We start from the raw sequence: 25,256 nt of genomic DNA on the forward strand, positions 1-25,256 counted from the left end.
ACGTGGCGTAGAAGGCGGCGTCGACATGCGGGGTGAGCGCGGCGATCTGCGCGTCGGCGCTGGCGAGATCGTCGGCGGCCGGCAGGGTCGGGCCGGTCAGGCGCCGCAGCAACGGATTGCCGCTGGCCCGCACCCAGCCCAGGACCGAGCCGCGGGGGTACAGAGCTTTCAGCCGCATCACAGCACCGATCCCGCCGCGTGCGACGGTTCAGTTTCGGGGTCCCTGTGCGCGATTGCAGCGACCCACTCCGCACGGGGGCCGGGTCCTGCGTCCACAGCGCCCGCCCACGCGGAGGACGCTGGCTCGGCGCAGGGGCGTATGCCGCATTCGTCGAGACTGAGAGCTCGAGTGAGCATGAGGTGGCGCAGGCTGGGTCGAAGAGGGGCGTCGCGTCGGCGGGCTACCGCCCTATCGGAACGCGCGCATGGGGTAAACCATTCCGGACGACCGATGCCCGTCAGCGAAGCGCCGCGCTCAAAATTAGCCGCTTGCTGCGCAGGAGCATGGTACCGGTTCGGTGATCAGATCAGGTCCGCGCGCCACGTCACGTTGTCCCGCACGATGCGCGCTGGGTTGCCGGCGGCAACGCAATGGGCAGGCACCGTCCCGGTGACGACTGCATGTGCGCCGATGATCGCGTTATCGCCAATCACCGAACCTTTGAGGAGGGAGGCCTGATTGGCGATCCAGACATGATTGCCGACGTGGACCGGCTTAGCCACGTTCAGCCGAGCCCCGGTTTCCAGACTGATGATCGAGTGAAAGTCGCTCGTCGTCATCCAGACGCCCGATGCGATCGAGCAGTCCGTGCCGATCTCGATGGCCTTGGCCTCGATCAGGTTGAGATGGACCAAACCGGTGAAACCCGTCCTGTCGCCGATGCGGAGCACCGAACTCGGGCCGACATAGATGTTGGCCATCGAGAGCCGTACATCCTCGCCGATGTCAAACCGGCAATTCGACTCGATGACAATATGCATGTCCTTATCTGACACGCACCCGCGTCCTATCCGAATGTAATTATTGTCGCCGTTTATGTAGATTTTTCCGGCGTGATTTTGCTGGTCGCGGGAATCGATATCGATAACATTATTCTCTCCTTGATCGTATATATTTAAATGCATCCGATGCTCTGCGGTGTTGCGCGGGTACCTGATCGCCCCTGCGGCTGGCGGGGGCGCGGCGCGTCGAGCCCGCGATTGGGCATCCGTCGTCCCTCGTGGCAGCTGCGGTCTTCGTTATGACCCGACTGAAAAGGTCGGGGTTTCGCGGAGGCCCGGATGGCCTTGCATCCGGCCGATAACTGTCTCGATGTTTCTATGACATGGAGCATGGGCCTTACAACCGAACCGCCATTGCGTAGGTCGCGAACGTCCTGGCTCATGAAAGCGCCGCCTGCGCGCGGTTGACGCCGCGAAGGGCCTGTGCCGTATGACCGGCATTGAGAGCGACATCAGATCAAGAGGCTGTCCGGTGACCGAGGACAACACGCTGACGAAAGCGCTGGCCGACGTCCGGGCGCGCCGGGCCGCCTTACAGAACGACTATGACCGGCTCGCGGCGGAATTAACAAAGCTCCGCACTGCCGAAGCCGCGCTAACCTCGATCGTGGAGGGCGTCCCGCTGGAGAATATCGCTGCCCTTCCGGCTTCGGAGGGTTCGCGGCCGGCCGCCGGTGAGCGCGGCGCGTCCCAACAGGGTGGCCGACGAGGGGCCCGCGGTCCGCGGGCGAACTCGGCCAAGGGCCGCCTCAAGGCCCTCCTTGGCACGGCGGGGCCACAGGGCCTGTCGCATGCCGAGATTGCCGAGCGGCTGTCCGATGTCGCGCCGAACACGCTCAACACCTACTTGAGCATGATGGTGACCAGCGGCGAGGCGGTCCGGAAGGGCGATTTCTTCTCGGCCGCTGCAGACCGGGATCTCGTGGCCGATCCGGTCGAAGAGGATGCCGGCGACGAGGACGCCGGCGACGAGGCCGAGCACCCGGAAACGGCCGCGGCGGAGTGACGAGGAGCGGCCGTTTCTGAGGCGCGCAGCGTTAAAGCATCGTGCCGAAGAAAGGGGATCCGGTTTTCGGGAAACGACGATGTCCGACCGAAAGGCGGTTGGTATCGGTCCGGTTCTGATTTGCCGAACGAGTCTCTGAGGTCGCGTTTGTCGTGCAGGCGGCCCCACCTCGCAACCGGTTCGCGAGCCTGTTACCCTATTGTCGCCGCCGTGTTTGCGCGGCTTTACCAGAGGCGATCCGCTATGCGGTCGATATTGCGGTCGACGATCCTGCTCTGCGCCGTCCTATTGCCGACCCAGACCTGGGCGGCCTGCCGGTGCGCCTGCGTCAAGGGCGTGATGCGGCCGATCTGCCAGCAGACCGACTTGGTCGAGCCGATCTGCCAGGGCCTGTGCGAGGATTCCGTCCGACCCAGCAGGCTCGTGGTGCCGTTCGGCGGCGGCCTGCAGGCGAACAATCCGGTCCAGCCCTTCGATCCCGCCCCCGGCGGGCTCATCCAGCAGGATCCCAATCTCAATACCGACACGCGCGGCAACCCGCTCGGCACCGCCGGCGTCCAGGGCGGCAACGACGCTCTGTCCAGTTCCGTGGGCGCGGCGGGGGCGGCGACGGCGCGCTGACCCTGGCGCGACTCCCTATCGCCCACCTCCCGTTAGGTGAGCGACGACATCCGCCGGATAATCGGCAGCATCAGGGCACTCGGGGCCGCGGCCGGGACCGGGAAGATCGTAGCGGTCTGATCCGTACGCACCCGCGGTAGGCGCTCGATCACGGTCGTCAGGTTCGGGATCGTCCGCGCCATCGTCGCTGCGAGCGTCTCGCCAGCCGTCTTCGCCATCACGTATTCCAGGGTGTCGCGAGGCGCTTCGTCGATGGCGGTGGTCGAGGGATAGAAGGCGGCCAGCGAATTTCCGCGGCCAAGGCAGAACAGACTCAGCTCGTAGAAGGCGTAATTGTAGATCCGCATCATTTCCTCAAGGCAGGCCGGCTCCAAAAGCGCGCGCTTCTGCCGGAAGATGCGGGGCGTCGCGAAGTGGTAGAGCTGGGTCGGTGCGATCTCCAGGGATCCGAGCTGCTCGGCGACCGGCCGCGCGGCATCGTACTGGATGACCTGACAGCGCCCGCCGCCGTCCCGAATCTCCTGGGCCACCGCCTCCGCTTCATCCGCGCCGGACGCGTACGTGATGCAGACGGCGCCGCCGCCCGCGGCGATCAGCTTGGCCGTCGTTGCGCCGAGGCCCCGCGAACCGCCGACGATGAGGGCGGACACGTCGGAGAACACGGCCGGCTGGACCAGCGCCGCGAGGTCGCGCAAGGTCTCCTGCTCGACCGGGCGCGGGCGGACGAAGCCCTCCACTCGTGCCGCGAGGCCAGGGCCCTCGGCCTCGAGCGTTACCGATTGGAGCATCGGCTGGAACCGCTTCACCGCATAGGAGAGGCTCGATCCATCGGCCTGGCCTGTCAGCGTCGCGTCGATCTTCGAGAGGATCGAGTGCAGCCCCGGCACGAACATGCCGATCAGGGTCGATAGGCCGCCCAGAGCCGCCACCCGGTTCGGCCCGATGGCTTGTGCGAGACGCGGCGCCAGGGCGACGACCGCCTCCGGATTGGGGAGCCTGAACGCCCCGGCCAGTCCGCTGATCGCCGCCGGGTCGACCACGATCGGCTCCGCCGGGATTGCGGCCTGCGCGGCCTCGACCGGTTTGGCCGGTGGCCGCTCGGCGGCGAACGCGGCCTGAATCGTCAGCGCGCGGACCCCGTCTACCGACAGGGACAGGCGCATCTGCTGCGCGCCTGCCTCATGGATCGTCACCGCGGTTCGGTCTCCGACCAGCACGAAGCGCTCGAACCGCATCTGCAGCGTCGCGAGTTGTTTCAGCGGGTGCAGGGCCGCGCAAGTCTCGAGGGCCCAGAGCGCTGCGTGGACGCCGTGGACGACCCGCTCGCCCGCGAGCGTCCGCCGAGCCACCCACGCATCCATGTGCATCGGGTTTACGTCGCCGGTGGCGCGGGCGAACGCGATCTGGTGCGCTTCGGTCCAGACGCGCATCATAGCGGGATCGCAGTCCGGGGAGGCATGGTCCATCGCGAAGCTCCTCGTCGAGCGCCCTGCCCCAGATGGTCGCGGCCGGATCCCGGGTCCAGCCCCTTGCTTTATGACAGGGGATCTCGCAAGAGGACGGCGCTCGCACGCACAGGAAGGGGCCGGTCGTTCGCCGGGGGGCAGGCATCCCCAGGATGTCTCAAGGACCGGTATCGAGGATGACTACGGCTCGCGCCCTCTCGATTGGCTTCGTCGGAAACGTGGTCACCAACCCATTCGGGAAAGTGGCCAGCCGCCTCGCCGATCTCGCGGCGGTCTCGTGCGAGCATCTCCCCATCGGACAGATCGAGCAGGTACTGGCAGGTCCCGCCGCCGCCGACGTCCTGATCGTGCATCTCGACCACCGCTGGTTCTTCGACGTCGCCCCGGGTGAGGCGGCCGTCGCCCGCGCGCGCGGCCTCGCCGACTTGGTCTCGGCGCGGCTCGTCCGGGCACCCGGCACCGTTATCCTCAACACCGTGCCGTTCGTGCCGGTCTCGTCCGTCGAGAGCGACCTCCACGACCAGCTGGAGGCGCTGGCGCGAGTGAACGCGGTACTGTTCGACCTCGCCCGATCGCAGGAAAGGGTCAGCGTCGTCGATGCCGCTGGCGCCCTGGCGCTGCTCGGCTTCGCCAACGCTTTCCGCGAGCGCAACCGGTACATGTACCAGATGCCCTACGCGCTGGCCGCAGTAGACGCGCTCAACGAGCGCTACGCCGACGCCATCGCAGCGCGGCTGCGGGCGCGGCGCAAGGTGGTGGTGGTCGATGCCGACAACACCCTCTGGGGCGGCGTCGTCGGCGAGGACGGCGTGGAGAACTTAGAGGTCGACAGCGACTATCCGGGGATCGTCCATACCCAGCTTCAGCGCCAGCTCCTGCGCCTGAAGGGTCTCGGAATCCTGCTCTGCGCCGTGACGAAGAACAACGAAGAGGATTTCCGCGCGGTCTTCACCCAGCGCGCGATGCCGCTCCGCCTCGACGATTTCGTAGCCTACCGCAGCAACTGGACGGAGAAGAGCGAGAACATCCGCGACCTCGCGGCGACCCTGAACCTCGGCCTCGACAGCTTCATTTTCCTCGACGACAACCCCTTCGAGATCGAGGAGGTCCGCGCCCGGCTCCCCGGGGTCGAGTGCCACCTGTTCGACCGGACGCGCCCCGAGCAGGCGCTCACCCTCCTCGACGGGATTGCGTCGCTGCGCGCCCGGAACGTCACCGCCGAGGATCTGGCCAAGACTGAGCAGTACCGCGGCGAAGCCCAGCGCCAGGAACTGCAGCGCTCCGCCGCGTCGATGGACGACTACCTCGCCTCTCTCAAGATCCGGGTGCACGTCGCCCGCAACAACCCGGGGTCCCTGCGACGGGTCACGCAGCTGATCAACAAGACCAACCAGTTCAATCTGACGACGCGGCGCTACACCGAGGACGAGGTCGCCACCGCCATGCAGGAGGGCGGCGTCTACGCGGCCAGGGTAGTCGACCGGTTCGGCGACATGGGCATCGTCGGTGTCGCCATCGTCCGGGGCGGCGAGCTCGAGACGTTCCTGATGAGCTGCCGGGCCCTCGGACGCCGCATCGAGGCCCAAATTCTGCGCCACGTCTGCCGACAGGAGGGAGATCGGGACCTGAAGGCCCGGTATAGCCCGAGCGCGAAGAACCGGATGGTCGAGAGCTTCCTCGACGACAACGGCTTCGAACCCCTCAGCGCTGGCCCCGAGGGCAAGACGTACCGACTGACACGAGGACCGGATGACACCCCCTACATCCACATCGTCGCGGAGTGAGAGCGCGGCCGCCGCGGCCCGCGCCACCCTGGATCGTCTGATCGAGACCTGGGGCCGCCCTGATCTGAGCGCACTCGGCCCGGAGGATGACCTGTTCGACAGGATCGACTCCTTCGCGGTGGTGGAACTGCTGCTCGAGACGGAATCCGAGGTCGAGAAGACGGTGGGCCATTACGTGCCGCTCGCCGACGAAAGCATCCTCGACAGCACCCGCTCGCCCCTGCGGCGGCTCCAGAACTGGTTCGATTACGTGGCGGACGCGGTCGCCCGTGGCTGAGCTGCGCTTCCGGAACGCCGGTCTTTCCGGTCTCGTCACTACGGTCGGCGGCCGGGCGCTGGCCTTCGACGCCGAGGCGGCCGGTCTCGGCCTAGCGCCGGAGGAGGCCGAGCGGCTCAAGCGCGCGATGGGCTTCACCACGCGCCACGTGGTCGTGCGCGACGACACGACGACGGCCGATCTCTGCCTGCATTCCGCCCAAAACCTCCTCGCCGGCCTCGACCTGGAGCCGGAGGATGTCGACGGGCTGATCCTGGTCACGCAGACGCCTGATTACAGCTCGCCCTCCACCGCGATCAGCCTACAGCACCGGCTCGGGATGCGCACCGACACCCTGTGCTTCGACATGCGGCTCGGCTGCAGCGGTTTCGTGTACGGGCTCTCGGTGGCCTACAGCCTCGTGGAATCGGGCCTGAACCGGATCCTGCTCTGCGTCGGCGACGTGGCGAGCCGGATGGTGGCCAAGGACGACCGCTCCATCACGCCGATCATGGGCGATGCCGGCGCCGCCGTGCTGGTCGAGCGGCGCGCGACCGAGAGCGTGTTCCAGCTTCACAGCGACGGATCGGGCGAGAAGGCCCTGTTCATCCCGCATAGCGGTCTGCGCCGCGATGCCGAGGATGCCGATAAGCCGGCCTCCATGAATATGGACGGCGCGCAGGTGTTCAACTTCACCCTCAAGCGGGTGCCCGGATTGGTCACCGACATCCTGGCGGCCGCGGGGTTGAAGCCGGAGGATCCGGACTTCTACGTCCTGCACCAGCCCAACAAGTACATCCTGAAGAACCTGCAGCGGCGCTTGGGCCTCGACGACGGCAAGCTTCCCTCAGGCACGCAATCCGTCTACGGGAACCAGAACTCCGCCTCGATCCCGGGCACGATCTCGGGGTTCCTGGCGGAGGATTTTGCGCACCGGCCCCTGCGGGCGGTGCTGGCGGGGTTCGGCGTAGGCCTGAGCTGGGGCGCGTGCGCGCTCAGCACCGACCGGATCTACGCCCCGCCCGTCCTGAAGTTCGAGGAGATCGCGTGATGACCGAGGCTGGGTTCCTGGATGAGCTCGGCGCGATCCTGGATCAGCCGGGGCCGCTCGCGCGCGGTCAGAAGCTCGCCGAGATCGAGACCTTCGACTCCCTCGGCATCCTCAACATCATGGCGCTGTTCGACACGCTGGGCCTCGAGGTCGAGCCGGCGCGGATCGCGGAGGCCGCGACCACCGACGACCTCCTGGCCATGGCCGGCGCGAAGCTGGCCGCCTGAGGCCGGGCGATGGCGGATTCCGCGGGTCATATCCTCGTCGTCGGCGCCAGCAGCGGCATCGGCCGGGCGGTCGCCGAGCATTTCGCCGGCCAGGGTTCGGTCGTCACCGCCCTCGCCCGCCGTACGGATCGGCTCGCGGAACTCGCCGATGCGGGGATCGCGACGGTCGCGGCGGACGTGACCGACCTCAGGGCGATCGGCGGCGTGCTGCAGGCTGCGGTCGCCGAGCGCGGCCTGCTGACCGGACTCGTCTATTGCGCCGGCGTTCAGCTCATCAAACCCATGCGCAGCCTCGGCGTGGACGAGGTCGAGCGTCTGTACAAGACGAACCTCGTCGCCCCGACCCTGTTCGCCGCCGCATTCGGCAATGCCCGGATCTCGACCCGGGACGCGGTGTTCTGCGCCGTCTCGTCAGTCGCGGCCCAGCGCCCGGAGCCGGCAATCGTGCCCTATGCCGCCTCGAAGGCGGGGCTGGACGCGCTGATCCGCGGCCTGGCCCGGGAACTCGCCCCCCGGCGGGCTGTCGCAGTGGCGCCGGGCTGGCTCGACACCGAGATGACGCAGGCCCATACCCGCCTCTACGGCGACGAGTTCAAGGCCGCGCTGGAGAAGCGCAGCCCGGCGGGGGCCGCGACGGTGGAATCGGTGGTCGGGGCCATCGCGTTCCTGATGTCGCCGCAGGCGCGACACGTGACCGGCGAGATCCTGCGGGTCGACGGCGGGGCGACGCTGTGATGGAAGGCTGCCAGTGACGTCCGAGACCAAGCGCCTTGCCTTGATCGGCGGCGGCGGCTTCTCCAAGGAGATCGCCGAGATCGCCCGCGCCCTCGGCCACATGGTCGAGGATACCTACTCGACCGCGCCCGAAGTCCAGGTCGGCCGCTACCGCGGCTATCTCGACGCCCTGCTCGCCGACCGGACGGAGTTCGACGGCGTCGTCCTGGCGGTCGGCGGCGTGAGCCGCCGTGCGATCCGGGCACGGGCCGAGCTGATCGCCTGGCTCGACCGGCACGCCTTCCCCTGCCCCGCCCTCGTCTCGCCCCGCGCGATCGTGAGCCCGGACGTGGCAGTCGGCGCCGGCGCCTTCGTGGCGCACGGGGTGATCGTCAACGCCGATGCCAGCCTCGGGCGCTTCTGCGTGCTGAACTCGGCGGCCATCGTCGGCCACGACGCGGTTGTCGGCGACAACGCCACGATCTCGCCGGGCGCCTTCATCGGCGGCCAATGCAAGATCGGCGCAAACAGCCTCGTCGGGCCGCTCGCCAAGGTTCTCCAGGGCCTCACCCTCGGTCAGGGCGTGACGGTCGGCATGGGCTGCAACGTCCTGCGCACCCTGCCCGACAACGCGACGATTTGGCCCCGGACGGACATTGTTGCCCCGGCGCCGAAACCGGCCTGATTGGCCTCAGCTCCGCCCGATTGCTACGTCATTTCGGTCTCTCTAAATTCGATTTGTCCAGATGGTCGGCCTCGCGTCCGAACATCGCGAGGAGGTTCCATGAGCGCTGAGCCGCGATCGTTCGAGCAGCCGATCTACGTGACTCGTCCGATGCTGCCCGAACTCGCGGTCTTCACGAAGCATCTGGAGGCCATCTGGCAGAGTGCCGTTCTCTCGAACGGCGGACCGCAGCACGTGGAACTGGAGAAGCGGCTGCACGCCCACCTGGGCGACGGCCACATTGCGCTGTTCAACAATGGCACCAATGCCTTGATGACGGCGGTCAAGGCCCTCGACCTCTCGGGCGAGGTCATCACGACGCCCTTTACCTTCGCGGCGACCCCGCACGTGCTCGCTTGGCATGGCATTCGGCCGGTGTTCGCTGATATCGAGGAGCATTCCATGACCCTCGATCCGGCCCGGATCGAGACGGCGATCACGGAGCGCACCACCGGCATCCTCGCGGTTCACGTCTACGGCAATCCCTGCGACGTGGAGGCGATCGAGCGGATCGCGCGCAAGCACCACCTGAAGGTGCTGTACGACGGCGCCCACGCGTTCGGGACCCGGGTCAACGGCCGGGCGATCGCGAGTTACGGCGACGCGACCATGTTCAGCTTCCACGCCACCAAGCTCTTCCACACCGCGGAGGGTGGAGCTGTCGTCACGAACGACGGAGATGTGAAGCGGCGGATGGAACTGCTGAAGAATTTCGGGATCGCCGACGAGTTGACAGTCAAGGCGGTCGGCATCAACAGCAAGATGAACGAGATCCAAGCCGCGATGGGCCTGTGCCTGGTGGATGCGGTTGCGGCCGAGAAGGCAAAACGGCTGGACCTCGCGCACGTCTACCAGGATCACCTCGGTAACCTGCCGGGCGTCACCGTTTCGCGGTCACTTGATCTCAATGTAGACAGCTTGCAATATTACTGCCTTCGAATCGACCGAGCCGCCGGTGTAAGCCGTGACGAGGTGTACGATCGCCTGAAGCACTACAATGTCTTCGCGCGGCGCTATTTCTATCCGCTCTGCAGCCAGTACGAGCCGTACCGGCACTTTCCGGACAGCGGAGTCGACAATCTACCGGTCGCCAACCGGGTCGGCGATCAAGTCCTCTGTCTACCCTTCTATGGCGAACTCGGGACCGCCGACGCCGAGCGGATCTGCCAAATCCTCCGCCACATTGTGTTGGGGGGAGCCGTCGGTGCCATGCACGCAGCCTGAGATCGGTCGCCTCCTCAGCGATCGGCCTCCCTCGATCCGGCATCTGAGTGCTCAAGGCCCGAAGGGATTGATATGAGCACCAACCGCAGATCCGGTTTGCGCACGCGTGTCAGCCTGTTGCTCGCGCGGAAGCTGGTGGATGCCGAGTACTATCTCGACCGCTATCCAGATGTCCGCGCGGCCGGCGTCGATCCAATCCGACACTTCGCCGAATGCGGTTATGCCGTTCCCATCCGCGCCGCGAACCCGTCCATGGAGCGGGCGATCATCAGGCTCTCGCCTCTGCTCGCCTTGGCGGTCGTGCTCCTGCCGATACGACGCGACGATTGGGTCCAATGTTTCGTCGCCCATTATCAGGACCTCTGGTGCGGCGATCTGGGTCTGAAATTTCGCTTCGCCCGATGGGTTGCGCGCCTCCTGGCGACGCGAGCCATGGGTTCCGGGCCTGCCGCTGCGAGTCTGCAGCGGATCGTCGGCACCACGCTTCCGATCGCCCGGATCGGGGAAGACCGAGCCTGGTTATCGGTGACGAAGATCGACCCGCCGGAGACGCACCGCTTCAGTTCCCCGCGGGTCTGGGGAGCCAATAGAGCACCGATACCGCGCGAGGTCACGATTCCCGCGCTCTGGTCCGCAACGGTCCGGGACGCCAACGTTTTTGGCGCCATGCAGATCGCGGCGAACGGCCACTTCGTGGCTCACGAACCAGCGGCCGACCCAGGCCTTTCGTTCGCCGCCGGCCAACACCGGCATGTCATCACTTGCTATACCCCGCAGGCTAACAAGATTGTGGCTCGAATACCAAGTCAACCAGCCCGTAAGATAGACGAGGCGATACTTCTCGGCGGGAGGTGTAGTAATAATTATTTTCACTTCCTCATCGAGTATTTATCGAGGGGATATATCATTGGCCGACAGGGGCTGGCTCGTGATTTGCCGTTGATCGTCCCCGAGAATTTGTTCCCCTCGGAAATAGAGGCGCTCGAACTATTTTTTCCAGAACGAACCGTTATCGCGCTCTCCAGTCAGGAGAGGCTTGACGTCAAGCGCCTGCACATCCCGTCGCTCATGACGTATCTGCCCGATGCTCTCGAAATTACCGATTGGAAGAAGGAGGGTTTCAGGCGCGCAAGCTTGCAGTGGCTGCGAGATCGCGCCTACCAAGCCTTGGAATTGGACGACACGCCACGGATCGAGACGTCCCGCATCTTTCTCGCACGGCGGAGAGGCAGGAATATAATCAACGCAGCGGCTATTGAAGACGTTTTCGCAAGTCATGGATTTGCTATTGTTGATCCGAGCGTGCTAACTTTTCGCGAGCAGGTTCAACTGTTCGCCGGAGCCTCGCACATCGCTGGCCCCCTCGGGGCCGCCTTTTCGAACGTCGTATTTTGCAAGTCAGGGACCGCGGTTCTAGGGCTAGGTTCCAGATACGCGGTGACGTCATCTCTCTATCAAAATATTACCGAGCTGATGGGTGGGCACTGTACGCATCTCCTGAGCGACAGACGTATCCGAGACCTGAGGCATCTAAACAAGAATATTATATCCTTGAGGCAGGGCGGCTATGAAATAAATACTGAACGGCTCGAACGCCTCCTCACGCTTTGGGCGACTGAAGAGCGTCTACAATGAGTGGCCCGTGCCGCCGTTGTTGTTATGCATCTTCGTAAGAATATCGGAAAGATAGAAATCATGTCGGCAACTGGTCCTGTATCGCAAACTCGTCTGCACGCTTCCGAGATGCCTCACCGGCAGCGTATGCTTGAGATGTTCAAGCAGCGTCCGATCTCAGACGAGGAATTGTTAGTCAATACGGGACTGTTCCTGCGAAGCGGTGCCCTTGCGAAGATCCTTTTTCTTGATGAAATTTACAAGAAGATTATCAGCATACCAGGTTGTATTTGTGAATTCGGTGTTTGGTGGGGGCAATCGCTGGCTCTTTTCGAGAACCTAAGGGCCGTGTACGAGCCTTACAATCATACGCGCTTGATCGTCGGATTCGACACGTTCGAAGGGTATAAGGCGGTTGGAGAACATGATAAACGGTCGGCGACGATTTCAGAAGGCGTCTATGGATTGTCGGACAACTACTTTGATTATCTCGACGAGTTGCTTAGCCTCCACGAGCAGGAGAATGTTATGTCTCACGTCAAGAAACACTTGGTCGTGAAGGGCGACGTGACGGAGACCGTACCTCAGTTTTTTCTCGATCATCCCGAGCAATTGGTTTCGTTGGCCTATTTTGATCTCGCCTTATATGAGCCTACTAAAATTGCATTGTCTACAATTGCGAGCCGCATGGTTTCTGGGAGCGTCGTTGCGTTCGATGAGCTGAATAATGCAAGCTATCCCGGAGAGACCGTTGCCGCCCTCGAGGTTTTGAATCTACGCGAATGGTCCGTTGCTCGATCGCGCGTCCTACCTGATCGGACGATTTTCACCAAATTGTAAACAGCAATGTTGCCGGGGCTTGCGGCCGATGCTCTGGATGTCGAATATTTGACTTGGTGGAGATCTCGTTGATGGCAATTGAGACTTTTGCAGCATTGTCTGGAACGGACCGGCTTAGGCCGGCAAACATAGACATTGCGGATCTTTACACGCATGTCATGGAGAATGGGGTTGCGGTCATCAGCGGCTGTTTTCCAGCCGCGTCATTGACGAGGTTGCGGGATACGGCGCATGCCTGGGGTGGGCAGACGCCGATGCATCCGCCGCAAACCTACGTGGATGACAATTTTCACTCCATAGAGGCCGGTATTAGTCCGCGTCAGAAGACGCCACATGTCTATCACGCTTATAATTTTTATCGTCCTCTTGAACTTTCCGGCGACGTTAAAGACCCGCTGCTCGATGTCTTCGAGCGCTTGCTAGAGTTTCAGAATACCCTCACGGGCAATCAAGCCTCCTTCGAGCCCGATGAACGTGGGCGTAAGGCAAGGCCACAGATCATCCAATATCCGAGCGGCGGCGGTATGTTCGGTCGTCATACGCACCCTTTGGAGCCGCAGAGGATCGGCTTGATACTGGGTTTGTCTAAACGAGGATATGATTTCTTCAGCGGAAGCACGCATTTTGAGGCAAACGGTGTAGCGCACGGAACGGAAGATTTGCACGATCAGGGGGATCTTCTTTTATTTCGGTTTGATATACCGCATTGGATCACGGCGGTCGATCAAGGTAGCAAATTCGATCCCAGCTCGGTCAGTGGGAGATGGACTGCCGTCCTGCCCTATTATTGAGGCGGCTACTGATCGTGATGCAAGGGATGACGCTCACATCGCCGCTTTATTCGGCGGCCACGATATTCTAGCGTGCGTTTACCGCACGCGGATGTTCGGAGCCAGCCCGTGCTTGATCGGGTCGAATGAATGTATACCCTTTGAACGCTTCTGGCGAAATCGATGCCGGTTTGGCGCCAGCGAGCGCATAATGGCAAGGGCCTAAATCGCTGCCGAATCGCAACAAGATCCGGCACGACTCTTAAGTTACCGGCTCCTTCAACCGAACGTGACTCAGATGGCGGGTCGTGTCAGGATCATCCAGGATCCGGGAGATCGTCGCGTTCCGGACTTAGAAGTGCAGCCATTTCTCATGAATAGCTCGATAGATCATATGAGAGAGACACGGCCGCTAGATAGCCGTCGACGTTCCTACTTGCGGCTCGCCGAGCCCACCGACGGAGCCCTCATCTATCGTTTGCGCTCCGACCCCAGGCTGAGCCGGTTTTTAAACGCTCCGCCAACCACCATCGCGGAGCAGGTTGCTTGGCTCACTCAATACAAGAGTCAGGAAGCCGCTGGTAAGCAATATTATTTTATCATTGTCTCGGACGATCAGGACCGCGGGACGGTCCGGATGTATGATTTCCGAATTATTGATGGACAGAGATCCTTCTGCTGGGGCAGCTGGATCATAGCGCCTCCGCCGGTCGTCGGGCTCGCGAGCTACTCAGCTATGGCAATCTACGAATTAGGTTTCGAGCATCTAGGCTTTGAGCATGCTCATTTTGATGTGCGCCGTGAGAACGAGAGTGTGGTCAACTTTCACCTTCGATCCGGTGCCAAGATCGTCGATACGGGAGAACAGGATTATTTCTTTCATTTCTCCCGCGATGCCTACGATGCGTTTAGAATGGCGCAGAAGCAGACGATCGAGCGACATTCTGCCGTTCGTCACGCGGCTTAGTCGCCTGGCGACGCTAAGCGCTGTCAATCTGCCGTGGGTCGATCGCCGTCGCTGTTTTGGTTCACCGTAGATGACAGACCCTAATTTTAATGCTTGAGCACCTCGTTCTCGCAATCGCGCGGCGGATCGTCGATGCGGATTTTTACCTGGCACGCAATCCCGATGTTGCCGCGGCAGGCGTCGATCCGGTTATCCATTATGCGCAGAATTGGTCCACGGCTCCGTTGCGCGCGCCGAACGAGGTATCCGAGGCCCTGATCTACGTCTGGTCGCCTCTGCTGGTTCTTCTGGCAGAGGTTCTTGGGCATGACCGTCAGGATATCACGGATTGTTTTCGCTACCGGATTAATCAACTCGCGACCCGTCGAGGTGCTGGGCTGCAGCTTCGACCGGCCCTAGCACTGGCCCGATACCTCGCGGTTCGGAGAAGTAACGCGTCACGTCGGCAAGGCGGGCGCAGCGATGGGCTGGGGGCACCCTATCCAGTGGTGCGGATCGGCCAGGATTCGGTCTCGTGGATAAGGCGTGAGGTCGTCGCAGGATCGGGTATCTTTGCTTTCAAGGATCCAGAGATCGCTCTCGCCCAACAGCCTGCCGCGCCGCGTCAAATCCCGTTGCCGGAACTCTGGAACGCCGAGGTGGAGGATGCGTCCATCTTTGGGTTCGCGCAGGTGATCGCACGTTCCACCTTCGTGGTCTACGAGCCGGAGGCAGATCCGCGGCTACGCTACACGAGTCGTCAATGCGAATTTGTGATCAACTGCTTCGGGGCGGCGGGCGATCGTGTCCTGGCTCGGTTTCCCCCTAGCGCTGATCACGCAATCGACGCAGGCATTCTTCTGATTGGGCGATGTGGCGCAAACTACTTTCATTTTTTGATCGAATACGCTACAAAAGGTTATATAATCGACAAGCTCTCAATACCGATTGAGGTGCCACTTATCCTGAGTGCTGACCTCTTTCCCCAGGAACTTGAGGCTTTGCGGGTCCTCTTCCCTGGCCGAGGGCATGTAGTCCGGGAGCATGGAAAACGGCTGGATGTGAGGAAGCTGTATATCCCTTCCGTAATGACTTACATACCTGACACGCCCGACATTGCGTTTTGGGAGGTGGCCGCGGTCAACCACGCCAGCTTATCCTGGCTGCGAACGCGGGTGCTGAGCCAAGCCCCGGCGCCGGCGTCGGCTTTACAGCGGAAAATATATCTCGGTCGATCTGCCGGCCGCAACATTACGAACGCTGCTGAGGTGGAGGCAGTTTTTCGCCGTCACGGCTTCGAAGTTTTAAATCCCGCGCAGCTGAGCTTCGCCCAGCAAGTCGAAGCTTTCCGAAGCGCCCACTATATCGCTGGACCAATCGGAGCAGCATTTTCGAATTTAATTTTCGCCAGTCCCAGAACCCGCGTATTCGGAATAGTATCGCCTTTCGCGGTTCAGTTTTCTATTTTTTCGAGTCTCGCCGCGTTTGCTCAATGTGATTATCTTGCAATCCCGGGTACGCATAACGTGTTTCGCTCCGGTGGTGAGAAAAAGCGCCGGTCACTCGAATTGACGCATGGCAATTATGGCGTCGACATAGACTATCTTGACAGGGTGCTCGACACTTATTCATAAAACATTTCGAATTCAGTTTTCTTGGACTGGAATAGCGGGTACAGATGCTGCGATGAGCGCCAATTGGACGGATCTTGGCCTGAAGTTCTGGGCCCCCAATTTCGGGCTCCTTCGGACGCACGCCATGGTTCCCACACCGGTTGTGCTGAAAGATTGCATAAAGATATTTTTTTCAAGTTGCGACGCCGAGATGCGCGGACGCATATACAGTGTCGATTTGAGCTTGAAGTTCCCGTACGAGGTGCTCCGTTTCGATCCGACGCCCGTTCTGAATCTGGGTGAGACTGGATGTTTCGACGCCGATGGTGTCAATCCCTGTCATGTCATGATCGTCGATGATGTGTGGCGGCTCTACTATGTCGGTTGGCAACGGACGTCGCACGACGTGCCCTACACGCTGTTGACCGGCTTGGCCGTCAGTAAGGACGGGGGAAACAAATTCGATCGCTGGACGGATGAACCAGTTCTCAAACCCACGCCGGACGAACGGTACTTCCGGACTGCGCCATTCGTAAGGCGTGTCGGGAATATGTTTGAGATTTTGTACATCGGCGGTGATCGTTTCGTGGTCGATCCGACCGGGAAGTTGCTGCCGCGGTATTCCATCCGCAAGGCGAAGTCGGCCGACGGCCTTCACTGGTCCAGTCCCGGAGAGGACGTGCTTTTGCCGGACGAGGGACGCGGCGAGATTGGCTTCGGCCGTCCGCGCGTCGAGACATTCCCCGGGCAGGACCCGATCCTGATGGTCTCGGTTCGGACCGAACAGACCTACACGCTGATGACGTGCCCGTGGGACGAAGGCCCGGTCGATCCGTCCCGCTTGGCCCCGGTCATCGACACTGCAGGACAGGCATGGGCGTCCGAGATGACGTGCTTCGGCGCGACCTGCCAAATCGGGGAGCGGACGCTGCTCTTCTACAACGGCAACGGTTTCGGACGAACCGGGTTCGGTCTGGCCTACCGGGATCTGACCGCGACCGAGGGCGGGTTCCGAACGACGTGAGGCCGGCCGCGCGCCGGGGCAGGCACTGCCGCGACCTGATCGACAGCGGCTCCGGGAACTGTGCGGGAGTCCCGACGCGGCCGGCCGGCCCGTCCGCGTCGGCGGGGCGATCACCGCCGCCGCGGGGCTCGGACCGACCAGGACCTCGGACGGGCCGCGCCGCTACAATGCGATCGCGTAGGTGTCGTGCATCACGGCACTGCCGCCGAACTCCTCCTTCTGCGTCAGAAGGCCCTGATTCAGGACGCGGCCGCCTTCCTCGGTCGAGATGCCGAAATCGAAATAGCGCTTCGTCGGTTCATAGATCTTGATCAGCGTGCTGAAGAGAAGATCCAGCGCGCCCACGTCGCGCCCCTGCCGGTTGGACGCGATGTACTGAGCATGCGCGACGTCCGGGGTCTCGAAGATCACGACACCGCTCACCGTCTCGTCCGACTGCTCGGCGGTGAACAGCTTGATGTTGTCCGGGAAGCGCCCCGCCAGCATCTCGATCTCCGAAAGGCTGTGAACTGGCGCGACGCCGTGGCGCTCTTGGAGCGTCTGCGCGAGGATGTCCCAGAACTCTGGCCAGCGGCTGTCGGTGCGGACGGTAAGACCGGCCTTCTGCGCCTTGCCGACCCCGCGGCGGCGGCGGGACGAGAGTTCGCCGGGCAACCGATAGTCGATCGTCGTGGTGACATCCCTCCGGACCAGCTGGGCGCCGACGCGGAACAAGCAGTACAAGTCGGCCTCGGCGGGCCGGCGGTGATAGATTGACGGGACCGGCTTGTAGATCAGCTTCCTGGCGCCGGCCTGCCTGTAATGGTTGAGACAATCCTCGAACAGCGTCAGGGTCGCGTCGGTCGACAGCCGGCCGGTTAGGAGGCCGCCGAACGTCAGGCCCTGATGGGAATGGATCGAATCGCCCTCGATATTCGCGGGAAGCGTCGCCACCAGCGTGTCGTCGCGGATGATGAGCAGCGAGGCGTCCGTGAAGCGGTCGGCGTGGTAATCCATGAAGCCGCGATCGAACAGGAAATGTCCGTTCAGAGCCGTGCCATTGTGCGCGTTCCAGGCCGAGGTTTGATCCTGGGTGAACCGCCGGACCGTCACGGTCATCGCTAGCGCGCTCGGCAGAAGCGCGTTGCAGCGATCTTGCGCGGCTCTGCCGGATTGCCTTGGTAGATCTTGTCCGGCTCCGTGGATTGCGCGAGGCTCGAGGCCATGCTGATGAAGTTGTCGGGCGCGATCGTGACGCCGTGCCCGATGGCGGCGTTGACGCCGAGGAAGCTGTAGGCCCCGATCCGGCAGAACCCCGAAATCACTACGTGTGAGCTCACGAAGACATTGTCCTCGATGACCGAGCGGTGGCCAATGTGGTTACCGCTCCAGAGTGTGACGTTGTTTCCAATCTCAACGAAGGGTTGGATGACATTGTGCTCTAGGATGAAGCAGTTCTCACCGATCGTGACATTGTGCCAAACGAAGGCCTTCGTGCTGACATACGACGTCAACCTGTAGCCCATGGACTTGACCTGAGCACAGAGATCGGCCCGGACGCGATTGAGCTTTGAATCGCCGATGGCGACGAAGGCGTCGTATTCCTCTGGCGGGTAGGCCTGCTGCACCTGGGCAAGCGGGATCACCGGCAGATCGTGGTGGTGTGGCTGCGTGATGTACGCCTCAGCGATCGAGAAGGCCTTCACCTCGTGGCCGCTGTCATGGGTGAAGTACTCATAAGCCATGCTGGCGATTTCGCCGTTGCCGAAGATAATCAGCGGTTTCATCGATTACGCCTTCATGATGAGGAGATCTTCGCGTCGGTTGGCCATGGGGAGATCCGGCGCCTGAGGCATGAGGTAGGCGTCCGCACCTGCGGCCTGCGCCCGCTGAATGAGCCCCGTGAGCACGGCGTCGTCGATCTTGCCGGGACTCGGCTCATTGTAGCGGACGTCCGGCTCGGAGTCGGTCTGCGTGAAGGCCTTGTGAAACCGCCGGCCGGTCTCGCTCGCGAAGAAACGGCGCCGCTTCGAGATGTTCGGGATGTCGCCGATCAGGGCACGGCCGCCATCGGTGAGAAGCGCGACGATGCTGTCGAGGAAGGTGAAGGGATTGCCCTCCGCGAACACGTAATGGAAGACGCTGTAGCAGAGGACAACGTCGGCTCGGCCGACCGCATCCCGGATGGCGTCCCGGTTCGCCGGGAACGCGCCGGCGATCTTCAGGGTCACGCCGGCGACGTCGGGCAGCTGCGCGAGCATCTCGGCGCTGTCGACGAGGATCAGGCGGTGATTCCGCTCGCGGCACAGGTCGATGAGGCGATGCGCCAGCCCGGCGCATCCGGGCCCGATATCCACAATGGTGGCGCCGGTCCCGAGCAGTGCCGGGAGCTTGGCCGCGATGTCGCGGAGGATCGCTTCCTCGAAGCCGTCGCGATACGTCTCCGGGAAACCGATCCGTTCGTTGGCGGAGAGGTGCGGGTTCAGCGCCAGGGCGCGGAATCCGTCGAACGTGAGGTCGACCTTAGCGAGATCGACGTCGCGGCCGGTCCGGAGACGCTCCAAGGAACTCGGGCCGTTCTCGGGAGGGCCACCGTCGGCAGCGTTCAGGGGAGACGATGACACGGGGCCCTCCTTTTTCGTTTGGGATCGGCGTCCCAGCCTGGGCAGTCCGGGTCCTGAGATGCCGCTAGCTGCCCGAACCGCGCGGCGCGTGGAACCGGCCGCGGATCTCAGGACCGCTGACGGAGCCGGGCTCGGCGATCCGAGGCCGTCGATCTCACGCCGGGCCGCGGCGTTGGTCCGAGGCCATGGCCGCACGGCAGACGAGAACGACGTGCCGGATCTCCTCGTCCCGCAGATGGGGCCCAATGGGGAGGCTCAGGATCTCTCGACCGAGGGTGCGGCCCAGATCGCTCTCCCCCGCGATCGGGACCCCCGCATAGGCTTCGGCATCTGCCGGTGCGATCGGGTAATGGATCTGCGTGCCGACCCCCGCCTCGGCGAGCCGCGCTGCCAGCGCATCCCGTTGCTGGGACCGGACGACGAACAAGTGCCAGACGGGATCGGTGCGCGGATCGACCTGCGGAAGGGCGAGGTCCGTATCGGCGAGGCCGTCCCTATAAGCGGCCGCGACGGCGCGGCGCCGGCTGTTCCAGTCGTCGAGGTGGCGCAGCTTGATTCGAAGCAGCGCGGCCTGAAGCTCGTCGAGCCGCGAGTTCACCCCCTGCTGCCGATGCACGTATTTCTCGCGCGAGCCGTAATTGGCGAGTTCGCGGATCCGGCGCGCGACTGCCGTGTCGGACGTGGTCACGGCCCCGCCATCACCCAGGGCGCCCAGGTTCTTGCCCGGATAGAAGCTGAACGCGGCGGCGTCGCCGTGGCTGCCGGTCCGCCGCCCGGCGAAGGTCGCGCCGTGGGCCTGTGCAGCATCCTCGATGCAGACGAGGTTATGCCGCCGCGCCAGGGTGCGGAACGCCTCCATGTCGGCCGGCTGACCGTAGAGGTGGACCGGCATGACGGCCTTTGTCCGGCTGCTGACGGCCCGCGCGGCGCCGGCCGGGTCCATGTTGTAGGTCGACGGATCCGGATCGACGGAGACTGGCTTCGCGCCGACCTGGCTCACCGCCAGCCAGGTCGCGATGAACGTGTTCGACGGCACGAGCACCTCGTCGCCGGGACCGATTCCGTAGGCACGCAGGATCAGGATCAGGGCGTCCAGGCCATTGGCGACGCCGATCGCATGCTCGGCTTCGCAATAGGCGGCAAACTCCGACTCGAAGGCTTCGACTTCCTCGCCCAAAATGTAGCGCGAACGGTTCAGGACCCCATGCCAGGCGGCATCCAGTTCAGCCCGAATGCTGTCATGGGTTCGATGGAGGTCGAGAAACGGAACTTGCATCCCAAATGTCTTTCACCTGAGGCCTTTGGCCTTCAAAAAGTCCTCGTAATTGCGATAATAATCACTCTCCGCGTAGTGATCCGATGCGAGAGAAAGGCAGACCGCCCCGCCCGAGAAATTGTCGATATCCCGCCACATCATCTGCGGCACGTAGAGACCGAAATTCGGTCGGCTCAGGAGAAAAGTCTGCCGAGTCTTCCCGTCATCGAGGTGGACCTTGAAGCTCCCGGAGACGGCGATGAGAACCTGCTGCAGATTCTTATGGCTGTGGCCTGCCCGGACGGCACCGTGAGACACGTCGTAGATAAAATAGACGCGCTTGATACTGAACGGCACATCCGCCTCTGCCTCGATGGGCGTCAGCGCTCCCCTGTGATCCAGGATATGGCGGAACTCGATCAGGTGGGGCTGAGTCATTGCTTCCCTGTCGATACCTCGGCTTTCAACGCGGATCGTCGGAGGATTTTGAAGGAGATCGGCGGGATCGATCCGATACTTATCAGCTAGATCGAAGCGCCAGGGCCAACTCTCGGTTGCTTAGTATGCCGAAATGAGCGGCTCCGCAATCGAACCTCGAGCGTGCCCGGGAGAATCGCGGATGGCTTACAACGGAAGCTCCGTCACGGTCCATTGCGGCGCGCAAATGGCAGCGCCTCGATCATCCGCCCGACGATCGTCCCAACGGGCCGTTGTTTCGCGGGTGTATCCCCCTCCGAGACGGGTGATGATTCGCGATCCAGTAAGGATAGGATTTCACGCGGTGCAACGTTGTAGTTGGCGTGGAATGCGTGGCCTTCCTCGCTCACCGTCTGGCCACGCAGGAACGTGATTGTCGCGCCGCCGGCTTCGATGAAGCTCGTGTAGCCCCGAAAATTGAAGCCGAGGTTCGCATGGATCAGTCCAACGATGCGGCACTCCGGACGGCAGAACAAACCGTTCGTCAGCGCCGAACTCGATGACCCGACAATGAGATCGGCGGTATGGAACGCTTCGACCTGCTCGAGAAAGGTCATCGTCTCGGGCGTGATGACCTCGAACCCGTGTGGGCGGAGGGCTTCAGCAATCTCGCCCTCGTTGACCAACTGGCGCTGAGCGAAGGCCTTGCGTGAGATGAACAGCCGGCGTCCTGTCCGCCCGCTCAGCGCCCCGCGTTCGCGAGCGCCGTCGAGGATCCGCGTGCGCAGATCGATCAGGATATCGCTCGGCCAGGTCGTGTCATAGACGCGTCGGCCGGGCTTCATCTCGAACGGGAAGAAGGCCGGCACCGGGGCGAGGCCGAGAAGCCCGAACGCGACGGGCTTCGGCGGCAGCCTGACGATCGGGCGGTCGCGCGTGTCGAGGAGCCTGACCACCTCCTCATGCGTCGCTGGCATATGGTCGTCGATGCACAGCGGGATGTCGACCGGGCAGCGCGGATCGTTGTAGGCGAGCATCCGCGGGACGAACTCGCAGAACCAATGGCCGTAATTGCGGCTCTGGAGCCCGAACATCGAGAGCCCGGCCTCGATGCGCAAGCTGTCGTCCGGAACTTCGATCAGCGCCTGTCGGTCGCCGAAGGCCGCCATCACGATCTGATCGGGGTTGACGCCATCTTGGAGCAGGACGTCCCCGCGGCGGGGATGGGCCGCGAGATCGTAGATGAGGTGCTCACCCTTGATCACGAGGTTGCTGCGCGGGAAGGCATGACATGCCTCGACCAGCGCGAGATACTGGGCCGGCGCTTCCAGCTCTCCCGGCTCCGAGGTGAGGGGCGGCGGCGGCTCGGTGAACTTGATCTGCGGCTCTGCAATCGGGCGCCGCGGCCGCAGTTCCGTATAGCGGATCCCGGGTTGGCCGGCCAGGGTTGCGGCGCTGACCATGGTATAGCTTGCGAGACGACCCGCCCTGATCACGTGGCGGGTCGTCTCGTGCAGGGCGACGGCCTCCGCGTAGGCCCCGGCTTCGATCAGGGCGTCGAGTTGGAAGCGGCGCGAGTTCTTGATCTTCTTCGCGACCGGATCGCCATCGGGTGTGATGAGGCCGGCTTCGTCGCCGCCGAGTTCGAGGGCGAGGCGGTAATACTGGACGCTTGGCTCGGCCTCACCGCGCAGCTCGCATTCCCAGGCCTTGTCCATGAAGGCCTTGACGATCTTGGGTCTCAGGCGGCGGGCGTCCGCAGCGCGCAGTCGCATGATGGCCGGACCGGCCTCCGCGAAGCGCTCCTGCGCGCAGAGGTCCCGCAGCCGCGCCTCCGCGGCGGCCAGGGTCCAGCGGTCGCCGTCCCGGCCTGCGAGGGCTGCGGCCAGCTCGTAGGCCTGCGCCGCGAGGCCGGGCGCGTCGGTGCTGTCCAGTCGGAACGCCAGGGCATCGAGATGGCGGATCATCGCGCTGGGTTGGCTGCCCGCCGCCTCCGGATCGGTGCTCACCGCGCTGAGCCGCGCGATCAGATCGGCGGGGCCGCCGCGATGATCTCTGATTAGCTCTAGGAACTGTGCCATGTCCGCGGTCGTGTCCCTGTGCTCGATCCGTCCATCCCCGGCTTGATCGGGCGTTGCAAGCCTGGAACGACGGCCGGCAGGACGGGGGCATCGGACGTCGGGGCCTTCCCTTAGCGTCCCGCCGCGGAACTGGTAAATCCCCGTCCGGGACGGATTGGCCGCGGGGCCGGACCTCGGTTCGCCGCCGCCGTGCGGAGAGGAACGCCTTCGGATGCCGGAATCTTCAAGTCTGGACTTCGGTCTCCGCGATGGGCCTGCGCGCCCGCAGATCCGAACGTTGGCTGCCGGCCGGCAGCAGGGACGGAACGGGGCGCTGTGCGCCATGGAGGCAGTGGCAGTCTTGGCCGGCGAGCCCATCTCCGACCAACCGGCCTGTGCGTCCCCGGTGCTCGCCGCCTTCGTGCGCACGTGGAGCGACGGCCTTCCGCAGGACGCGCGCGACAACCTCATCCTCCCGCTTCTGCCCCGCCTCGTCGGGACGCGCGGGTCGGAGCAGCTGGAGCGCCGCCGCGCCGGACTGGTGGCTGACTGGATGGTCCGCACCCATCTCCCGGCATGGTTCCACCTTGCCAAGCTGAATGTCGAGGCCGACGCACTGGCCGATCTGCCCGAAATCCCCAACCTGGGCGCGTTCGGCGCCCTGTGCGACCCGCTCAAGCGAGCCCGCAAGCGAGCCATGATCGCCAATCTCACCCTGCGTCAGACCGGACGCGACGTGCGCGCCGCGGCCTGGGACGCTGCTCACCAGGCGGCCTGGACCGCGATCCGGGATGATCTGGAGGCCATCGGCGGCGCGATCCTCGCCGCCGGCTGGGATTGCGCCTACGCGGCGGCCTACGCGGCGGCCCGCGCCTACGGGAAGGCCCCGCTGGAGCCGACTCGGCGCGCCCTGCAGGAGACGGCCGTCGCCCTGATTGAACGCATGATCGCCGCGGGCGGCGGCGGACCCAGCGGGCTCCACACCGCCGCAGATGCCGCGCCGTGAGCCCCGCCGCCGGGTCGCCGGGCGAGCTTCTAGAATTCGGCGGCGCTGCGCCGAGCCTCGTGGGTTCGCGCTGCCTCGTGCTGGGCGGCGGCGGCTTCCTGGGGTTGAACCTGTGCAACCGCCTCGTGGAAGCCGGAGCCGAGGTCACCTGCTTCAGCCGCAGCCACCCGCAGGCCGCCATGCTCGACCGGCGCGTCGTCCGGGTGACCGGTCAGTTCGCTGACCGCCTCGCCCTCGCCAACGCGGTGGAGCGCCAGGACGTCGTCTTCCACCTGATCGCCGGATCGATCCCGGAGAGTTCGAATCGCGATCCGTCGGCGGAACTCTCGGCTACGCCGATCGCCACCTTGCACCTCCTTGAGATCTGCCGCTCGGCCCGGATCCGGAAGCTCGTATTCGCATCCTCCGGCGGCGCGATCTACGGCATCCCGCGCGCCATCCCGATCCCGGAACAGGCGCCGACCGATCCGATCTCTGCCTACGGCATCGGCAAGCTGATGATCGAGAAGTCGCTCGCCCTGTACCGACATCTCCACGGGATTGAGTATCAGATCCTCCGGATCGCCAATCCTTACGGCCGCTTCCAGCTCGGCACCAAGCACCAGGGCCTGATCGGGAGCTACATCCACCGCGTCCTCACGGACCAGCCTCTGGAGGTGTGGGGCACCGGCGCGGTGGTGCGCGACTTCCTGCACATCGACGATGTCAGCGACGCGTTCCTGGCCGCCATGACGTATGACGGACCGCATAAGGTCCTGAACGTCGGCAGCGGCACCGGCCTGAGCGTCAACGCGATCATTGCCGCGCTGGAGGCGGCCTTCGGGCGGGACCGCCTGCCCTGCGTGCACAAGCCGAGCCGGGCCGCGGACGTGCCCGCCAACGTCCTTGACACGGCCCTGATCCGGTCCGAACTCGGCTGGCAGCCCCGCGTCGCGCTGTGCGAGGGCCTCAGCGACACCATCGCGTGGATGCGGTCCCATCTGGCCGATTCCGCGGGAGACCGGACCCTCCGCGAGACCTGAAGCGACCCGCC

At 63.9% G+C, this 25,256-nt stretch carries 25 protein-coding genes; 17 read left to right on the forward strand and 8 right to left on the reverse strand.

All coding sequences use genetic code 11. From position 1 onward, the window contains the following. Nucleotides 1–522: 522 nt before the first annotated feature. Nucleotides 523–1,125 (reverse strand): acyltransferase, encoded by a 603-nt coding sequence (locus tag MKK84_RS01815; protein ID WP_243916330.1) that lies wholly within the window; start codon nt 1,123–1,125, stop codon nt 523–525. 349 nt (nt 1,126–1,474) lie between these two features. On the opposite strand from MKK84_RS01815, the gene MKK84_RS01820 reads away from it, so the two are divergent. Further along, the gene (locus MKK84_RS01820) at nt 1,475–2,008 is read left to right on the forward strand and encodes a hypothetical protein (protein WP_243916331.1); all 534 of its coding nucleotides are present in this window, start codon (nt 1,475–1,477) and stop codon (nt 2,006–2,008) included. Between the two features lie 243 nt (nt 2,009–2,251). Further along, nucleotides 2,252–2,629, forward strand: coding sequence for a hypothetical protein (locus MKK84_RS01825; protein ID WP_243916332.1), 378 nt, complete (start codon nt 2,252–2,254; stop codon nt 2,627–2,629). A gap of 32 nt (nt 2,630–2,661) precedes the next feature. Here MKK84_RS01825 and MKK84_RS01830 read toward each other — a convergent pair whose 3' ends face one another. Continuing rightward, a complete protein-coding gene (locus tag MKK84_RS01830) occupies nt 2,662–4,095 on the reverse strand; it encodes an SDR family NAD(P)-dependent oxidoreductase (RefSeq protein WP_243916333.1) in 1,434 nt (477 codons plus the stop codon). A gap of 176 nt (nt 4,096–4,271) precedes the next feature. On the opposite strand from MKK84_RS01830, the gene MKK84_RS01835 reads away from it, so the two are divergent. The 13 genes from MKK84_RS01835 to MKK84_RS01895 all read left to right on the forward strand — a co-directional run bounded on the left by MKK84_RS01835 (nt 4,272) and on the right by MKK84_RS01895 (nt 16,882). Continuing rightward, nucleotides 4,272–5,879, forward strand: a complete 1,608-nt coding sequence (locus MKK84_RS01835; RefSeq protein WP_243916334.1) for an HAD-IIIC family phosphatase — start codon at nt 4,272–4,274, stop codon at nt 5,877–5,879. After that, complete coding sequence (locus tag MKK84_RS01840; RefSeq protein WP_243916335.1) at nt 5,845–6,156, forward strand: hypothetical protein; 312 nt, start codon at nt 5,845–5,847, stop codon at nt 6,154–6,156. Before MKK84_RS01835 ends, MKK84_RS01840 begins: the two co-directional genes overlap by 35 nt. Further along, on the forward strand, nt 6,149–7,186 hold the full coding sequence (locus tag MKK84_RS01845) for a 3-oxoacyl-ACP synthase III family protein (protein WP_243916336.1): 1,038 nt from the start codon (nt 6,149–6,151) through the stop codon (nt 7,184–7,186). The genes MKK84_RS01840 and MKK84_RS01845 overlap by 8 nt, the downstream gene beginning before the upstream one ends. Beyond that, nucleotides 7,186–7,413 carry a hypothetical protein gene (locus MKK84_RS01850; protein ID WP_243916337.1) on the forward strand — a complete coding sequence of 76 codons (228 nt, stop codon included), beginning with the start codon at nt 7,186–7,188 and terminating at the stop codon, nt 7,411–7,413. The genes MKK84_RS01845 and MKK84_RS01850 overlap by 1 nt, the downstream gene beginning before the upstream one ends. A 9-nt stretch (nt 7,414–7,422) precedes the next feature. After that, entirely contained in the window at nt 7,423–8,148 is a 726-nt protein-coding gene (locus MKK84_RS01855) for an SDR family NAD(P)-dependent oxidoreductase (RefSeq protein WP_243916338.1), read from the forward strand. A 13-nt stretch (nt 8,149–8,161) separates the two neighbouring features. Further along, on the forward strand, nt 8,162–8,812 hold the full coding sequence (locus MKK84_RS01860) for an acetyltransferase (protein ID WP_243916339.1): 651 nt from the start codon (nt 8,162–8,164) through the stop codon (nt 8,810–8,812). Between the two features lie 150 nt (nt 8,813–8,962). Next, nucleotides 8,963–10,075 carry a DegT/DnrJ/EryC1/StrS family aminotransferase gene (locus tag MKK84_RS01865; RefSeq protein ID WP_243916340.1) on the forward strand — a complete coding sequence of 371 codons (1,113 nt, stop codon included), beginning with the start codon at nt 8,963–8,965 and terminating at the stop codon, nt 10,073–10,075. Between the two features lie 72 nt (nt 10,076–10,147). After that, nucleotides 10,148–11,710: a glycosyltransferase family 61 protein gene (locus MKK84_RS01870; protein ID WP_243916341.1), complete on the forward strand. Its 1,563-nt coding sequence runs from the start codon at nt 10,148–10,150 to the stop codon at nt 11,708–11,710. Beyond that, nucleotides 11,711–12,529, forward strand: coding sequence for a hypothetical protein (locus MKK84_RS01875; RefSeq protein WP_243916342.1), 819 nt, complete (start codon nt 11,711–11,713; stop codon nt 12,527–12,529). 71 nt (nt 12,530–12,600) lie between these two features. Beyond that, nucleotides 12,601–13,320 carry a hypothetical protein gene (locus MKK84_RS01880; RefSeq protein WP_243916343.1) on the forward strand — a complete coding sequence of 240 codons (720 nt, stop codon included), beginning with the start codon at nt 12,601–12,603 and terminating at the stop codon, nt 13,318–13,320. A gap of 415 nt (nt 13,321–13,735) precedes the next feature. Then, entirely contained in the window at nt 13,736–14,266 is a 531-nt protein-coding gene (locus MKK84_RS01885) for a GNAT family N-acetyltransferase (RefSeq protein ID WP_243916344.1), read from the forward strand. A gap of 89 nt (nt 14,267–14,355) precedes the next feature. After that, the gene (locus tag MKK84_RS01890) at nt 14,356–15,879 is read left to right on the forward strand and encodes a glycosyltransferase family 61 protein (protein ID WP_243916345.1); all 1,524 of its coding nucleotides are present in this window, start codon (nt 14,356–14,358) and stop codon (nt 15,877–15,879) included. Between the two features lie 52 nt (nt 15,880–15,931). After that, nucleotides 15,932–16,882, forward strand: a complete 951-nt coding sequence (locus MKK84_RS01895) for a hypothetical protein (protein WP_243916346.1) — start codon at nt 15,932–15,934, stop codon at nt 16,880–16,882. A 162-nt stretch (nt 16,883–17,044) separates the two neighbouring features. Here MKK84_RS01895 and MKK84_RS01900 read toward each other — a convergent pair whose 3' ends face one another. The 6 genes from MKK84_RS01900 to MKK84_RS01925 form a co-directional block, all read right to left on the reverse strand. Then, a complete protein-coding gene (locus tag MKK84_RS01900) occupies nt 17,045–17,980 on the reverse strand; it encodes a GNAT family N-acetyltransferase (RefSeq protein ID WP_243916347.1) in 936 nt (311 codons plus the stop codon). Nucleotides 17,981–17,982: 2 nt separating this feature from the next. Next, on the reverse strand, nt 17,983–18,648 hold the full coding sequence (locus tag MKK84_RS01905) for an acetyltransferase (RefSeq protein WP_243916348.1): 666 nt from the start codon (nt 18,646–18,648) through the stop codon (nt 17,983–17,985). Nucleotides 18,649–18,651: 3 nt separating this feature from the next. After that, nucleotides 18,652–19,485, reverse strand: coding sequence for a class I SAM-dependent methyltransferase (locus MKK84_RS01910; RefSeq protein ID WP_243916349.1), 834 nt, complete (start codon nt 19,483–19,485; stop codon nt 18,652–18,654). A gap of 154 nt (nt 19,486–19,639) precedes the next feature. After that, a complete protein-coding gene (locus tag MKK84_RS01915; RefSeq protein WP_243916350.1) occupies nt 19,640–20,761 on the reverse strand; it encodes a DegT/DnrJ/EryC1/StrS family aminotransferase in 1,122 nt (373 codons plus the stop codon). Nucleotides 20,762–20,773: 12 nt separating this feature from the next. Then, nucleotides 20,774–21,178 (reverse strand): sugar 3,4-ketoisomerase, encoded by a 405-nt coding sequence (locus MKK84_RS01920; RefSeq protein WP_243916351.1) that lies wholly within the window; start codon nt 21,176–21,178, stop codon nt 20,774–20,776. Nucleotides 21,179–21,381: 203 nt separating this feature from the next. Then, complete coding sequence (locus MKK84_RS01925; RefSeq protein ID WP_243916352.1) at nt 21,382–23,238, reverse strand: glycosyltransferase family 61 protein; 1,857 nt, start codon at nt 23,236–23,238, stop codon at nt 21,382–21,384. 331 nt (nt 23,239–23,569) lie between these two features. Here MKK84_RS01925 and MKK84_RS01930 point away from each other — a divergent pair, with 331 nt between their 5' ends. Further along, on the forward strand, nt 23,570–24,223 hold the full coding sequence (locus MKK84_RS01930) for a hypothetical protein (protein ID WP_243916360.1): 654 nt from the start codon (nt 23,570–23,572) through the stop codon (nt 24,221–24,223). After that, nucleotides 24,220–25,245 (forward strand): NAD-dependent epimerase/dehydratase family protein, encoded by a 1,026-nt coding sequence (locus MKK84_RS01935; RefSeq protein WP_243916353.1) that lies wholly within the window; start codon nt 24,220–24,222, stop codon nt 25,243–25,245. The genes MKK84_RS01930 and MKK84_RS01935 overlap by 4 nt, the downstream gene beginning before the upstream one ends. The last annotated feature ends 11 nt before the right edge of the window (nt 25,246–25,256 follow it).

Source organism: Methylobacterium sp. E-065 (assembly GCF_022829605.1).
In the GTDB taxonomy this organism is placed as follows: Bacteria; Pseudomonadota; Alphaproteobacteria; order Rhizobiales; family Beijerinckiaceae; genus Methylobacterium.